Origin of the sequence: Sphingomonas sp. Leaf198 (assembly GCF_001424005.1) — a bacterium.
Taxonomy (GTDB): Bacteria; Pseudomonadota; Alphaproteobacteria; order Sphingomonadales; family Sphingomonadaceae; genus Sphingomonas.
In genome coordinates this window covers 182,686-195,600 of the sequence record NZ_LMPX01000002.1, presented here as the reverse complement: position 1 = coordinate 195,600, position 12,915 = coordinate 182,686, and the positions used below count along the sequence as shown (strand labels likewise).

The 12,915-nt window shown below is 65.2% G+C and carries 13 protein-coding genes and 1 tRNA gene; 8 read left to right on the top strand and 6 right to left on the bottom strand.

Features of this window, described 5'->3' with window-relative positions:
* The first annotated feature begins 7 nt into the window (after window positions 1-7).
* The 5 genes from ASG20_RS07940 (at window position 8) to ASG20_RS07920 (ending at window position 4,399) form a co-directional block, all read left to right on the top strand.
* Entirely contained in the window at window positions 8-748 is a 741-nt protein-coding gene (locus ASG20_RS07940; protein ID WP_056050851.1) for a tetratricopeptide repeat protein, read from the top strand.
* The gene (locus tag ASG20_RS07935) at window positions 745-2,067 is read left to right on the top strand and encodes an outer membrane protein assembly factor BamB family protein (RefSeq protein ID WP_056050849.1); all 1,323 of its coding nucleotides are present in this window, start codon (window positions 745-747) and stop codon (window positions 2,065-2,067) included. Before ASG20_RS07940 ends, ASG20_RS07935 begins: the two co-directional genes overlap by 4 nt.
* A 197-nt stretch (window positions 2,068-2,264) precedes the next feature.
* Complete coding sequence (gene der, locus ASG20_RS07930) at window positions 2,265-3,653, top strand: ribosome biogenesis GTPase Der (RefSeq protein WP_056050847.1); 1,389 nt, start codon at window positions 2,265-2,267, stop codon at window positions 3,651-3,653.
* Between the two features lie 15 nt (window positions 3,654-3,668).
* Window positions 3,669-3,878, top strand: coding sequence for a sulfurtransferase TusA family protein (locus tag ASG20_RS07925; RefSeq protein ID WP_082470851.1), 210 nt, complete (start codon window positions 3,669-3,671; stop codon window positions 3,876-3,878).
* Between the two features lie 83 nt (window positions 3,879-3,961).
* The gene (locus ASG20_RS07920) at window positions 3,962-4,399 is read left to right on the top strand and encodes an Hpt domain-containing protein (RefSeq protein ID WP_056050845.1); all 438 of its coding nucleotides are present in this window, start codon (window positions 3,962-3,964) and stop codon (window positions 4,397-4,399) included.
* 145 nt (window positions 4,400-4,544) lie between these two features.
* Here the strand turns inward: ASG20_RS07920 and bfr are convergent, their stop codons facing one another.
* The 4 genes from bfr to purL all read right to left on the bottom strand — a co-directional run bounded on the left by bfr (window position 4,545) and on the right by purL (window position 9,866).
* Window positions 4,545-5,060, bottom strand: coding sequence for a bacterioferritin (gene bfr / locus ASG20_RS07915; protein ID WP_056052814.1), 516 nt, complete (start codon window positions 5,058-5,060; stop codon window positions 4,545-4,547).
* A gap of 103 nt (window positions 5,061-5,163) precedes the next feature.
* Window positions 5,164-5,334 carry a (2Fe-2S)-binding protein gene (locus tag ASG20_RS19885; protein WP_082441433.1) on the bottom strand — a complete coding sequence of 57 codons (171 nt, stop codon included), beginning with the start codon at window positions 5,332-5,334 and terminating at the stop codon, window positions 5,164-5,166.
* Between the two features lie 75 nt (window positions 5,335-5,409).
* Window positions 5,410-6,666, bottom strand: coding sequence for a DUF418 domain-containing protein (locus ASG20_RS07910; protein ID WP_056050843.1), 1,257 nt, complete (start codon window positions 6,664-6,666; stop codon window positions 5,410-5,412).
* Window positions 6,667-7,637: 971 nt separating this feature from the next.
* The gene (purL, locus tag ASG20_RS07905) at window positions 7,638-9,866 is read right to left on the bottom strand and encodes a phosphoribosylformylglycinamidine synthase subunit PurL (RefSeq protein ID WP_056050841.1); all 2,229 of its coding nucleotides are present in this window, start codon (window positions 9,864-9,866) and stop codon (window positions 7,638-7,640) included.
* Window positions 9,867-10,065: 199 nt separating this feature from the next.
* Between purL and ASG20_RS07900 the strand changes: the two genes are divergently transcribed.
* On the top strand, window positions 10,066-10,464 hold the full coding sequence (locus tag ASG20_RS07900; protein ID WP_056050838.1) for a DUF1842 domain-containing protein: 399 nt from the start codon (window positions 10,066-10,068) through the stop codon (window positions 10,462-10,464).
* Between the two features lie 21 nt (window positions 10,465-10,485).
* Here the strand turns inward: ASG20_RS07900 and map are convergent, their stop codons facing one another.
* Window positions 10,486-11,313 carry a type I methionyl aminopeptidase gene (gene map / locus ASG20_RS07895; RefSeq protein ID WP_056050836.1) on the bottom strand — a complete coding sequence of 276 codons (828 nt, stop codon included), beginning with the start codon at window positions 11,311-11,313 and terminating at the stop codon, window positions 10,486-10,488.
* A 51-nt stretch (window positions 11,314-11,364) separates the two neighbouring features.
* On the opposite strand from map, the gene ASG20_RS07890 reads away from it, so the two are divergent.
* Complete coding sequence (locus tag ASG20_RS07890) at window positions 11,365-12,123, top strand: competence/damage-inducible protein A (RefSeq protein WP_056050834.1); 759 nt, start codon at window positions 11,365-11,367, stop codon at window positions 12,121-12,123.
* Window positions 12,124-12,271: 148 nt separating this feature from the next.
* On the opposite strand, the gene ASG20_RS07885 is transcribed toward ASG20_RS07890, so the two are convergent.
* On the bottom strand, window positions 12,272-12,688 hold the full coding sequence (locus ASG20_RS07885) for an HIRAN domain-containing protein (protein ID WP_056050832.1): 417 nt from the start codon (window positions 12,686-12,688) through the stop codon (window positions 12,272-12,274).
* 143 nt (window positions 12,689-12,831) lie between these two features.
* Here ASG20_RS07885 and ASG20_RS07880 point away from each other — a divergent pair.
* Window positions 12,832-12,905 (top strand) — tRNA-Gly (locus tag ASG20_RS07880).
* Window positions 12,906-12,915 lie beyond the last annotated feature (10 nt).

The window sequence follows — 12,915 nt, the reverse complement described above, 5'->3', positions numbered from 1 at the left end:
GCTGTCCTTGGCCCTCCCGCCGAAAACCGATGAAGCATTTTTGCGCGAGGTCGACGAAGAACTCCGACGCGACCAACTCGCCGGGTTCTGGACGAACTGGGGCGTCTGGGTCGCGATCGGCGTCGTCGCCGCGCTCGCCGCACTCGCCGGCTTCCTGTACTGGCAGCACCATAATGGTGAAGCGGCCGGGGTCGAGGGCGAACAGCTTCAGGTGGCGTATGACGCCCTCGGCGCGAACAACGCCGCGGCCGCTGCGAAGCCGCTGGCCGAACTCGCCAAGTCGAACCGCGACGGCTACCGCGCGCTCGCCCAGTTCACCCAGGCCGACGTGCTGCTGCAGAAGGACGATCTGAAGGGCGCCGCTGCCAAGCTCGGTGCGATCGCCGCGGATACTTCGCTGGCCAAGCCCTTCCGCGATCTCGCGCTGGTCCGCCAGACGTCGGCCGAGTTCGATACGCTGAAGCCGCAGGTCGTGGTCGAACGGCTGCGGCCGCTGGCGGTACCGGGTGGCGCATGGCTGGGTAGCGCTGGCGAGATGGTCGCGATCGCCTATCTCCGCATGAACCAGCGTCAGCAGGCCGGCACGATGTTCGGGCAGATCGCGCGTGACGCGACCGTGCCCGACACGATCCGTCAACGCGCGGTTCAGATGGCCGGCGTACTGGGGGTCGACGCGGTTGCGAGCACCGAGGCACGTGCCGGAACGACCAAAACGGCTGCATCAAACGAGGATACCAAGGCGCAATGATGAAGACATATCGGGTGACGGTCGCCGTCGCCGCGCTGGTAGCCTTGAGCGGGTGTGGTATCTTCAAGGGCGGCGGCAAGAAGACCCCGACGGTGGGCGATCGCGTATCGATCCTGGTGTCCGAGAACCAGGTCGAGACCGACAAGGCGATCGCCGACGTCCAGGTTCTGCTGCCTGCGCCTGCGGTCAACGACGCATGGGCGCAGCCCGGCGGTAACCCCGCCAAATCGATGGGCCAACTTGCGCTCGGCGACCAACCCAAGCGCGCCTGGCAGGCGTCGATCGACGGTGGCTCGAACCGTGAGCGCCTGGGTGCACCACCGGTCGTTGCCGACGGCATGCTGTTCGTGAGCGACGTGACCGCGACGATCCACGCTTTCAAGGCCGATACCGGCGCGGCGCTGTGGAGTGCGGCGATCACCGAAGGCAAGATCAACCGTGCAGCCCGCTTCGGCGGCGGTGTCAGCTATGACGACGGCAAGCTCTACGCGACCGACGGCGTCGGCGATGTCGTCGCCATGAGCGCGGCGGATGGCAAGATCCTGTGGCGGGCCAAGCCCGGCGCGCCGCTGCGCGGGTCGCCGACCGTCGCCAACGGCGCTGTCTATGTTCTGACGCAGGACAACCAGGTGTTCTCGCTCAACCAGACCGACGGCAAGGTCCAGTGGGTCCAGTCCGGCACGCTCGAAACGCAGGGCGTGTTCGGCGTCGCGGCGCCTGCGGTCAGCCAGGGTACCGTCGTCGCCGGCTTCTCCAGCGGCGAACTCAGCGCCTATCGCTACGAGAACGGTCGTATCCTGTGGCAGGACGCGCTGTCGCGCACGTCGATCACGACCTCGGTGTCGAGCCTGTCGGATATCGACGCGGCGCCGGTGATCGATGGCGGTCGCGTCTATGCGGTCGGGCAGGGTGGCCGGATGGTCGCGCTGGAACTGGCGACCGGCCAGCGGCTGTGGGAGCAGAACTTCGCAGGTATCTCGACGCCGTGGATCGCGGGCGAATGGCTGTTCGTGGTGACCGACGACGCCAAGCTTGTTTGTCTCTCGCGCTCGAACGGCAAGGCACGCTGGATCTCCCAGCTGCCGCGGTTCCAGAACGAGAAGAAGCGCAGCAATGCGATCACGTGGTTCGGTCCGGTCCTCGCCGGCAATCACCTCGTGCTCACCAACTCACGCGGCGAGATCAATTTCGTCTCGCCGACCGATGGTTCGGTGAGTTCGACGATCGAGACCAAGACGCCGTTCTCGTTGTCGCCGATCGTCGCCAACTCGACGCTCTACACGCTCGACCAGAAGGGCAAGGTCACCGCGTACCGGTGACCTTCGGCTCCCTCTCCCCTCCGGGGAGAGGGAAGGGGCCCGCACGGCGAAGCCGGGTGGGAAGGGTGAGGGGAATGAGGCTCGGAACGGTATCTACAACTCCCCGCACCCTTCCGTCGCTTCGCTCCTCCCTCCCCCTCCCCGGAGGGGGTGAGGGACTAGGTGACGCCAGCGCGTTCCCGCGCTAAGGGCACGCCATGTCCAAACTCCCCGTGGTCGCGATCGTCGGCCGCCCCAATGTCGGCAAGTCGACCCTGTTCAACCGCCTAGTCGGCAAGAAGCTTGCGCTGGTCGACGACCGGCCCGGCGTCACGCGTGATCGCCGCGAGGGCGACGCGTCGCTGATCGGGCTCGAATTCCGCATCATCGACACCGCCGGCTACGAAGATCACGACGCGCAGACTCTGCCCGGCCGCATGCGCCAGCAGACCGAAGCCGCCGTCGAGCAGGCCGACGTCGCGCTGTTCCTGTTCGACGCCCGCGCGGGTATCGTGCCGCTCGACGAGGAGATCGCGCGCTGGCTGCGCACCGCCGATGTCCCCGTCATCCTCGTCGCCAACAAGGCAGAGGGCCGGGCAGGCGAAGACGGTATTCTCGAATCGCTCGCGCTCGGCTTCGGCGATCCGGTCCAGCTGTCGGCCGAGCACGGCGAAGGCCTGGGCGACCTCTTCGAAGGCCTGCTGCCGTTGCTCGAAGGCAAGGAAGAGCCGCCCGAGGAGCAGCCCGACAACGAATATGAGGGCCCGCTGAAGCTCGCGATCGTCGGCCGTCCGAATGCCGGCAAGTCGACGCTCGTCAACCGCATCCTCGGCGAAGACCGGATGATCACCGGCCCCGAAGCTGGTATCACGCGCGATTCGATCAGCGTAGACTACGACTGGCACCCGACTGGTGGCGAAGCACGCAAAGTCCGGCTGATAGACACTGCCGGCATGCGCAAGCGGGCCAAGGTGCAGGACAAGCTCGAGAAGATGTCGGTCGAGGACGCGCTCCACGCGGTCGACTTCGCCGAGGTCGTCGTGCTGCTGCTCGATGCGACGCTGGGTCTCGAGGCGCAGGATCTCCGCATCGCCGACAAGGTGCTGCAGGAGGGCCGTGCGCTAGTCATCGCGCTCAACAAATGGGATATCGCCGAAAGCGCCTCGTCGCTGTTCAACGGCGTCAAGCGGGCGCTCGAAGACGGCCTGAGCCAGGTCAAGGGCGTCACGGTGATGACCGTGTCCGGTGCGACCGGCAAGGGCATCGACCAGTTGCTACAAGCCTGTTTCGACACGCGCGACGCTTGGTCGAAGCGAGTCGGTACGGGCGAACTCAACCGCTGGTTCGAGCGGGCAATCGAGGCGACTCCGCCGCCAGCCCCGGGCGGCAAGCGGATCAAGATGCGCTACGTCACGCAGGTCAAGACGCGTCCGCCCAGCTTCGTCATCTTCGGCACGCGCGTCGATCAGCTCCCGGCGAGCTACGAGCGCTATCTCGTCAATTCGATGCGCAAGGATCTGGGGTTCGGTGCGGTACCGGTGCGTCTGATGTTCCGTGCGCCGAAGAATCCGTATGACGACAACGGCAGGGGTGGCGGTGGCAGCTAGGCGGTGGCGTCCGGCATGGTCCGCATCGACGCCCGGGGTATGCGCTGCCCCTGGCCGGCGGTGCGGCTCGCCCGCGTGCTGCGTGACGGCGCGCGGATGGTCGAGGTCCATGCCGACGATCCGCAGGCGTCGGCCGAACTTGCGGCGGTTGCCAAAGCGAACGATGCGACGATCGAGATCATTTTGGATGAAACTTACCGGACGTATGTCGTAACTTGTCGGTAGTATGACAACATTGTATTTACCTGAACGGGGTAAGATGCGGCCCTGACCTTCATGGCGCTATTGCTCAACGGGAGAAGGCGACAGTGTCGTTCGAAGGAAGCACCGTGATCAACTGGCCGGCGTTTTCGCAGGCGCGCAGTGAACTGGGTGCGGGATTTGGCCGCATTCTCGGTTATTTTCGCGAGGACGGCGTGAAGTCGGTCGCCGCGATCGAAGCGGCGATGCGATCGCTCAATGCGGCGGCGATGGTGATTCCGGCGCACACGCTCAAGGGCGAAGCGTTGCAGTTCGGGGCCGAGCCGCTGGCCGATCTGGCCGAAGCGATCGAGGTCATCGCGCGCGAGTGTGTCGAAATGCAGGATACGCCGGACGAGGCGCTCGAGCATATTGTTCGGTTGCGGCCGTTGTTCAGGGAGACGCTGACGTTGCTGGAGCGCGAAGCCAACCCGATCGTCGCGCGCAAGCCCACCGCTGTCGGCTTCGGTCGCCGCGCCGTCCCGACCGGCTTCGGCGAAGATTAACGCCGTCGATGCGGGGCTCATCGAAGCCTCGACAAGAGGACAATAAACTAAATCCGTCATCCCAGCGAAAGCTGGGATCCAGAGCCGCAAGGATTCGCACCCTCGGCCCTCGATCCTGGCTTTCGTCAGGACGACGGGGGCTAGGTCACTCCTTCAGATACGGAGCCGCGCCGGCCTTTGGCGAATCATGCTCCGAGATCGAGTTGAGCTGAATGTAGTTGTGGATACCCATCCGCGCGATCATCTCGAACTGGCGCTCGAGCGTGTCGACATGCTCTTCCTCGCTGGCGAGAATGCGCGCGAACAGGTCGCGGCTGATATAGTCCTTGACCTCTTCGCAGTACGCGATCGCGCCCTTGAGCTGGACGGTGGCCTCGACTTCGAGCGCCAGATCCGACTTCAGGACCTCCTCGACGGTCTCGCCGATGCGGAGGCGGCCGAGCAGCTGGAAGTTCGGCAGGCCATCGAGGAACAGGATGCGCTCCGACAGCCAGTCGGCGTGCTTCATCTCGTCGATCGATTCCATCCGCTCGTACTGGGCGAGCTTGTAGACGCCCCAATGCTCGAGCATCCGGTAATGGAGCCAATATTGATTGACCGCGGTCAGCTCGTTCTTGAGCGCCTCGTTCAGGAATTCGATTACTTGTGGGTCGCCGCGCATGGCCATATCTCCGTCACCTCTGAGGAGCATGTAGCGGGCTGACACAGATTAGCACAACCCCCAAAAATGGCGGTTTTCCGGGCTTTCTTAGCTGTTGCGACGCTTATGCAGCGGCGCGTTCCTCGTCGATAATCGCTCGCGCTATCGATGTGCACTGGCCGCATTTGGGTTTCCGGCCCATCGAACGGAAGGCTTGGCACGGTGTCGTGCAACCGCCGCGTGCGCAGTTGCGAACGTCGGATTCTCGTATGGCATTGCAAACGCAGACGACCATGGGAACTCCCTAGCTGTAAGCACGGGATACGGATAATGCGAACCACTCGCAAGCTGTTTTGCGTCTTATTCGCAACTAGTCCGATCGGTTCGTCGTGAACGCCGAACCGCGCATCGGCTGCCACGCGAATCGCGACAGGCTGCGCCACAGCCATTCGAGCGGACCATAGCGGAATCGATCGAGCCAGGGCTTCGACCATAGGAGCATCAGCAGGCAGATCGGCACGACCACGAGATAGAGCTGGGCTCGCGACAATGCGCCGTACAGCCCGAACCCATATCCATAGAACAGCGTGGTGCAGAGGACCGTCGTGCCGAGATAGTTGGAGAACGCCATTCGACCTGCCGCCGCGACTCGGGTCGTGAGCCAGCCGCCGGGCCGTGCGAGCAGGATGATTGCCGCGGCGTACCCCATGATCGTCAGTGGCCGAAGCGGGGTTGCGAGCGCGAGCCACGACAGCGCGACATAGCGCGCGTCGAACCCGTGGGCGATGTCGAACGCCGCGATGGCCGCATAGCAAATCCAGCCAAGTCCGATCCCGACGACCGCAATCACGGTGTAGCGTCGCCGCGACCATTCCCCCGTCAGGAACCCCGATCGCAGCCCCGCCATGCCGAACAGCATGAAGCCTAGCGTCTCCGGACCAGTAGCGGTCAGCGACGTGATCGGCCCAGCGGCGTGCGTCCAGCGCCACGCGACCAGATGACGCCATCCGCCACGGCCGATGGCGAGTTCGCGGGTGACGGAGGCGGGGGAGGGCTGGCCGAATTGATCCGCCAACAGCTGCCAGTTCGTGATGACTCGCGCCGTTGCGCCCGGCCGGTGCGCGGCGCCGTGGAGGTCGAACGTGTAGGCGACGAGCGTCGTCAGCTCGACCGTCTGGAACGCGATGCAGGCGAGCCCGACGCCGATCATCCAGCGAACCGGCAACCCCGCGAACATGTACGCGAGCGCGCCGACCATTGCGTAGTGCGCGAGGATGTCGCCCCACCACAGCAGGTACAGATGCGCTATGCCGAACACGAACAGCCATGCCATGCGGCGCAGGTGGACGGTCGCCGGGTCTTCGCCGCTCGCCTCGGCCCGGTCGATGACCAGCAGCATCGATGCGCCGAACAGGAACGAGAACAACCCGCGCATCTTGCCGTCGATGACGATGAAGGTCGTGGTCCAGGCGATCAGGTCCGGTGTGCTCGGCGCGCCCATCGAGGCGGGGGTCATGTAGGCGAATTCGGGGAAGCCGAATGCGGCGATGTTTGATGCGAGAATGCCCATGACGGCGACGCCGCGGATGAGGTCGAGCGTCGCGATTCTGATGGGGGCGGGGGTCATGCGGGCAGAGTGAAGTATAGGAAGTGTAGACGCTCGCGCAGCGTTTCGTGGGAGTGTCGTATCGCTTGGGATAAGCCGATTTCGACGGCGAGCATGCTGCTGACGGCGCCTCCGCGGACGAGGTCGAGCGTAGTGGTTCTGGCGGGGGCGGGGGGCCTGCGGGAAAAGTGAAGTATAGGAAGTGTAGACGCTCGCGCAGCATTTTCGTGAGGTCGTTGTCCACGCTGGAAGACGGCATGATCGCGCTCGGCGGCGTTGCAAGAGTGGGGGTCTCGGCGGAGGCTGGCTGACATAGGTGGTGCTCGATCGATGCTCGGATCCGGTCGACGCGTCTTGGTAGCGCTGTAGGCTTGGAATGCTTCGGTCATGGTTCGACGCTGGCATATCGGGGTGGTGTAGGACAGGCCGCTTTGAGGGGCATCTTGGTGTCAGATGCCTCGCGGCTTGGTGTGTGGGCCAGCCGGTAGGTCATCTGCTTGACCTGTCGTCCCTAGACAATACTCCGCCGTATCTCGCCTTTTGTCCTCCTTGGCTGTCGCACCCGAAGCCGATCCGCCCCGTCACCCCAGCGAACGCTGGGGTATCTCTGTTGGCGAGCGCTGCGGCCCGGTGCGGGAGATCCCAGCTTTCGCTGGGATGACGGAGAGGGGGAGGTAGCCAAACCTGACGAGAGCTCGCTCGGACGACACCTCTCCGCTCCTTGTTCTCCCGCGAAGGCGGGAGCCCAGACTGGGTCCCCGCCTTCGCGGGGAAACACTCTGTGTTTGAGCCTATCCCCGCATTAAATTCACCACCCCGGCGGAGGCCGGGGCCCAGTTGGGGAACGACGATGATGAGCGGGGTGCTCAATTACCTCGGCCTTCCCAACTGGGCCCCGGCCTTCGCCGGGGTGGCGCCTGTGGGGGCGGGCCGTGGCGGGCAGCGGTCGCCGGCAGCGGACTGCGTTTCAGTTCGCCCGCCGCCGCGTTGCCTTAAGCCAGTGCTGCGTTGACCCCCATCAGTTTCGGGAAGAACCCCTCGTGCGCCGTGCGCAGCGTGTCGAGCGCGATAACGTCGTCGCGGTCGGGGCGTTCGAAGATCAGGCGCTTGCCGCCAGTGCGGCCGAGCGGCTCGGCCTCGACGTCGGCGGCATGCGCGGCGCCGAGGAAGTCGAGCAGCGAATGGTCGTCGACCGTCACGATGTAGACGCCCTGGTCCTCCGCGAAGAACGAGCGCGCGCAGTCGAATGGCTGCTTCCGGTCGATCATCGCGCCGATCCCGCCGGCGAGCGCCATCTCGGCGAGCGTCACGGCGATGCCGCCGTCGGAAACGTCGTGCACCGCGGTCAACTGGCCCAGCGCGATCGCTTCGCGGATCAGGTCGCCGACACGGCGTTCGGCGGCGAGATCGACCGGCGGCGGCGGGCCGGCGTCGAGCTGTTCGCGGCCGTGGCATTCGCGCAGCCACAGCGACTGGCCGAGATGGCCACCGCGCGTGCCGACCGCGAGGATGATGTCGCCCGAGCCCTTGAACGCGATCGTCGCATTCTTCTGCCAGTCCGCCAGCAACCCGATCGCGCCGATCGCCGGCGTCGGCAGGATCGCCGAACCGCCGCCGGTCGCCTTGGACTCATTGTAGAGCGACACGTTGCCCGACACGATCGGGAAGTCGAGCGCGATGCAGGCGTCGCTCATGCCTTCGAGGCAGCCCACGATCTGGCCCATGATCTCGGGGCGCTGCGGGTTGGCGAAGTTGAGGCAGTTCGTCACCGCCAGCGGCAGCGCGCCGACCGCGGTGAGGTTGCGCCAGGCTTCGGCGACCGCCTGCTTGCCGCCCTCTACGGGATCGGCAAAGCAATAGCGCGGCGTGCAGTCGGTGGTCATCGCCAGCGCCTTCTGCGTACCATGGACACGGACGACCGCGGCGTCGCCACCGGGGCGCTGCACGGTGTCGGCGCCGACCATGTGATCGTACTGCTCCCAGATCCAGCGGCGCGAGGCGATGTCCGGCGAACCCATCAGCGTCAGAAGGTCGGCGGCGATGTCGCTGCTGTGCGGCGCGTTGGCGAGCGGCGCGGGCTTGGGTGTCGGAACATGCGGGCGGTCGTACAGCGGCGCTTCGTCGGCGAGCGGCCCGAGCGGGATGTCGCAGACGGTCTCGCCCTTGAACGTCAGCACCATGCGGCCGGTGTCAGTGACTCGGCCGATCACCGCGAAATCGAGCTCCCATTTCTTGAAGATCGCCTCGGCCTCGGCCTCGCGGCCGGGCTTGAGGACCATCAGCATGCGCTCTTGCGATTCCGAGAGCATCATCTCGTACGGCGTCATGCCAGTCTCGCGCTGTGGCACGTCGTCCATCGTCAGCTCGATGCCGACGCCGCCCTTCGACGCCATTTCCACGGCCGAAGACGTGAGGCCCGCGGCGCCCATGTCCTGGATCGCGACGATGACGTCGGTCGCCATCAACTCGAGGCAGGCTTCAATCAGCAGCTTCTCGGTGAACGGGTCGCCGACCTGCACGGTCGGGCGCTTGGCGTCCGAATCCTCGCCGAAATCGGCCGAGGCCATCGTCGCGCCGTGGATGCCGTCGCGGCCGGTCTTGCTGCCGACATAGACGATCGGATTGCCGATGCCGCTGGCCGCCGAATAGAAGATCTTGTCCTGGTCGGCGATCCCGACGGTCATCGCGTTGACGAGGATGTTGCCGTCATAGGCGCTGTGGAAATTGACCTCACCGCCGACGGTCGGGACGCCGACGCAATTGCCGTAGCCGCCAATGCCGTGGACCACGCCCGAGATCAGGTGGCGCATCTTGGGATGGTCGGGGCGGCCGAAGCGGAGCGCGTTGAGGTTGGCGATCGGCCGCGCGCCCATCGTGAAGACGTCGCGCAGGATGCCGCCGACGCCGGTCGCAGCACCCTGGTACGGCTCGATATAGGACGGGTGGTTGTGGCTCTCCATCTTGAAGATCGCCGCCTGATTGTCGCCGATATCGACGACGCCGGCATTCTCGCCCGGGCCGCAGATAACGCGCGGACCCTTGGTGGGCAGCTTCATCAAGTGGATCTTGCTGGATTTGTAGCTGCAATGCTCGGACCACATGACGGAGAAGATGCCGAGCTCGACCATGTTCGGCTCGCGGCCGATGGCGCGCAGGACGCGCTCATATTCTTCGGGGGACAGGCCGTGGTCGGCGACGATCTGCGGTGTGATCTCGGTCATGCGCGGCAGATAGCGGCGGCGGCGGCCCGCGTCACCCTGTGCGTGACCAGATTCTTCCGAGCCTCGCAAAAGGACCGTCGGGACGGCCAGAGTGACCAGCGTGCCGGTTCGTTTTGGACCGAGTCGGTCTGGACTCTACAGTCCTTCCGGGAGGACCTTCCAGTAACGGATCATACTGGATCCGCAGGAGGAAATAATCGTGGCAGATCAGGTCGGGTTTTATCAAGTAAAGCTTCAAGTTCAGCATGATGGGTTCTTTGGCGCGCCGGTGCTCCATCTCGATCTCGGCGTGAACGCGGTCACCGGCCAGGTTAGCGGTTCGGCGACGATCACGCAGGCACTTCCACCACCTTACGGCGAGACGGTGATTCCGTACGTCACGGGCGCGGTACTCCATACCGGCTTCGGTGAGGATACGCTGCTCGTCCATCTCACCGGCCAGTATGTAATTTCCGTGCCGCCGCCCGCGATCGGATCGTATCTGGCGCAGTTCAGCGCTGCGTTGGCTGTTTCCAAGGACTGGAACGGCAAGGGATCGTTCACCTACAACACGCACGTGATCAGCGACTGTTCGGTCAAGAACGTCTCGACGGCCTGAACCCCGAGTATAACACTGATATCAGGCGTAAGGCGGCTGCGTGTAACCCTTCGGACTCAGCGTGAAGATCTCGCAGCCGTCTTCCGTGATGCCGATCGAATGCTCGAACTGCGCGGACAGCGAGCGATCGCGCGTGACCGCGGTCCAGCCATCGTCGAGCAGCTTCACATCGGGGCGGCCGATGTTGATCATCGGCTCGATCGTGAAGATCATGCCGGGGCGAAGCTCGGGGCCGGTGCCCGGCTTGCCGACATGGACGACTTCGGGGGCGTCGTGGAACAGGCGGCCGACGCCGTGGCCGCAGAAATCGCGGACCACGCCGTAGCGGTGCTTCTCGGCATGGCGCTGGATCGCGTTGGCGACGTCGCCCATGCGGTTGCCGGGCTTGGCGTGCTCGATGCCGATCATCAGGCATTCGTAGGTGACTTCGACGAGGCGGCGCGCCTTGATCGGTACGTCGCCGATCAGGTACATCCGGCTCGTGTCGCCATGCCAGCCGTCCAGCAAGGGCGTGACGTCGACGTTGACGATATCGCCCGACTTCAGCGTCTTCTCGCTTGGGATGCCGTGGCAGACGACATGGTTGATCGAGATGCAGACGCTGTGCGTGTAGCCGCGATAGCCGAGCGTCGCGGGGACGCCGCCGCCGGCGACGATGAAGTCGTAGATCAGCCGGTCGATCTCGGCCGTGGTCACGCCCGGCACCATGTGCGGCACGATCATGTCGAGCGTCTCGGCGGCGAGCCTGCCCGCCTTCATCATGCCTTCGAAGGCGGCGGGGCCGTGCAGCTTGATGGCGCCGGTGCGCGCGTCGGGCTGGTCCGAGGTGACGGTTACATATTCGGTCATGACGCGCGATATAGCGTGGCGGGCGAGGTTTTGCGAGGCTATGCGAGGGGCATGACAGAGGAACGCATCTGGACGGCCGCGCTGACAATCATCGGCGACGAGATCCTGTCGGGCCGCACGCAGGACAAGAACGTCGCGCAGATCGCGGCTTGGCTCAACGTGCAGGGTATCCGCCTCGCCGAAGTGCGCGTGGTCGCCGACAAGACCGAGGCGATCGTCGAGGCGGTCAACATCTTGCGCGCGCGGAACGATTACCTGTTCACGACCGGCGGGATCGGGCCGACGCACGACGACATCACGGTGGATGCGATCGCCGAGGCGCTGGGCGTCGCGGTCGAGCATCATCCGCGTGCGATGGCGGTGCTGGAGGCGTATTACGCGACGCGCGGCGGGCTGACCGAGGCGCGGGCACGGATGGCGCGGGTGCCGGTCGGCGCGGACCTGATCCACAACAAGGTGTCGGGCGCACCGGGGATCAAGATCGGCAACATCTTCATCATGGCGGGCGTGCCACACATTACCGCAGGGATGCTCGACGCATTGACGGGGACGCTGGAGGGCGGACGCCCGGTGGTGTCGAAGACGATCGGGTGCTGGGTCGCGGAAAGTGAGGTCGCCGATATCCTGCGCGACGCCGAGAAGACACACGAAGGCGTCGCAATCGGCAGCTATCCGTTCTTTCGCGATGGCAGGACGGGGGCGAATTTCGTGGTGCGGAGTTCGGACGAGGCGCTGGTCGACCGCTGCCTCGCCGACCTGACGCGCGATCTTGAAGCGACGGGTCGGACGGTCAGCGCTCAGGCGATTTAGGTTATTGAGGTATCCTCCCCCCCGCCAGGGGGAGGTGGCGCATAGCGACGGAGGGGGAGGGGGCGACAACCTCTGGTGCGTGTCCGCCCCCTCCGTCCGGCAAGAGCCGGCCACCTCCCCCTGGCGGGGGAGGATCAGAGGTTTGCGGTCAGGCGCCCCATTCGGGTCCTTCGGGATCGGGGTAGAAGGCGTCGGGGTCAAACGTTGCCGCGCGAGATTTTGAAGATGTAGGCGCTTCTGGATCCGGCAAGCTCGGCGCGCCGCCACCGAATCGGATGCGGACGTAGCCCATGCTGCCGGTCAGTGCCTGGAACACCGCGACATGCTCCTCCTGCTGCATCCGTCGGCCGATCATCGGTGCGCGCTCGGCGGAGAGATAGCCCATCTGGATACCACGGGTGCTGAACACTGCCACCGCGTTGGCGTCGTGCGGGTTCTTCGGCTCGCGGCGGAGGTCGACCGGTTCGCCGGGCGCGCAGAGCAGCAGTTCCATGCGCCGGTTGCTCTTGCTCCGGTCCGGATTGGGAAAGTCGATGCCGACCACGCTGAGTGTCAGTTCGTCCATACCCTCACCGTAACAGGAAAGCGCTCCGCCGCATGCGCAAAAGCGACTCTTGCGCCGGTCACGGGCAGCGGATAGAGGCGGGGCATCGGCGTGTTGCACAGCAACCGCCGGTGCCTGACATTACGCGGTAATCTCAAGGCTATGCGGGTGTAGCTCAATGGTAGAGCTTTTGCTTCCCAAGCAAGTGACGAGGGTTCGATTCCCTTCACCCGCTCCACATCATGCCA